1 pseudogene is annotated in these 462 nt (G+C 67.1%); it reads left to right on the top strand.

Annotation, left to right across the window (positions count from 1 at the left end):
- Positions 1-462, top strand: a pseudogene (locus I6F37_RS39250) (hypothetical protein); the annotation flags it as partial.

Here is a 462-nt window from a genome sequence, read left to right as displayed (position 1 = left end):
CTTCAACGCCTACCCGCTGCGCACGAAGAGTTCGCAGTGGCTGCTGACCGGGGCCCAGGTGGCCAAGGCCACCGGTACCTACAGCCTCGTCTGCACGCAGGAGCACGGCACGATGGCCGGCCGCGCGATCGTGCGCGAGACGGACAGCAAGACCAACGAGCAGGACGCGCGCTGGGCCCCGAAGATGTCGCCGCTGGACAAAGCGGCGCAGATGCATGGCGAGAAGGGCACGGAGGCCGACCTCGCCAAGTCGCTGTGGGTCGAACGCTTCGATGCGCGCCGCAACGACCCCGAGGTCAAGAAGTCGCCCTACCAGTGGGGCATGGTCATCGACCTCAACGCCTGCACCGGCTGCAGCGCGTGCGTCGTCGCGTGCGTCGCCGAGAACAACATCCCGATGGTGGGCAAGATCCAGGTCGCGCGCAACCGCGAGATGTTCTGGATCCGCACCGACCGCTACTT

This window comes from Bradyrhizobium sp. NBAIM08 (assembly GCF_020193935.1).
Taxonomy (GTDB): domain Bacteria; phylum Pseudomonadota; class Alphaproteobacteria; order Rhizobiales; family Xanthobacteraceae; genus Bradyrhizobium; species Bradyrhizobium yuanmingense.
Note: the sequence above shows the minus strand (reverse complement) of the source record. Positions and strands in the feature narration are given on the sequence as shown.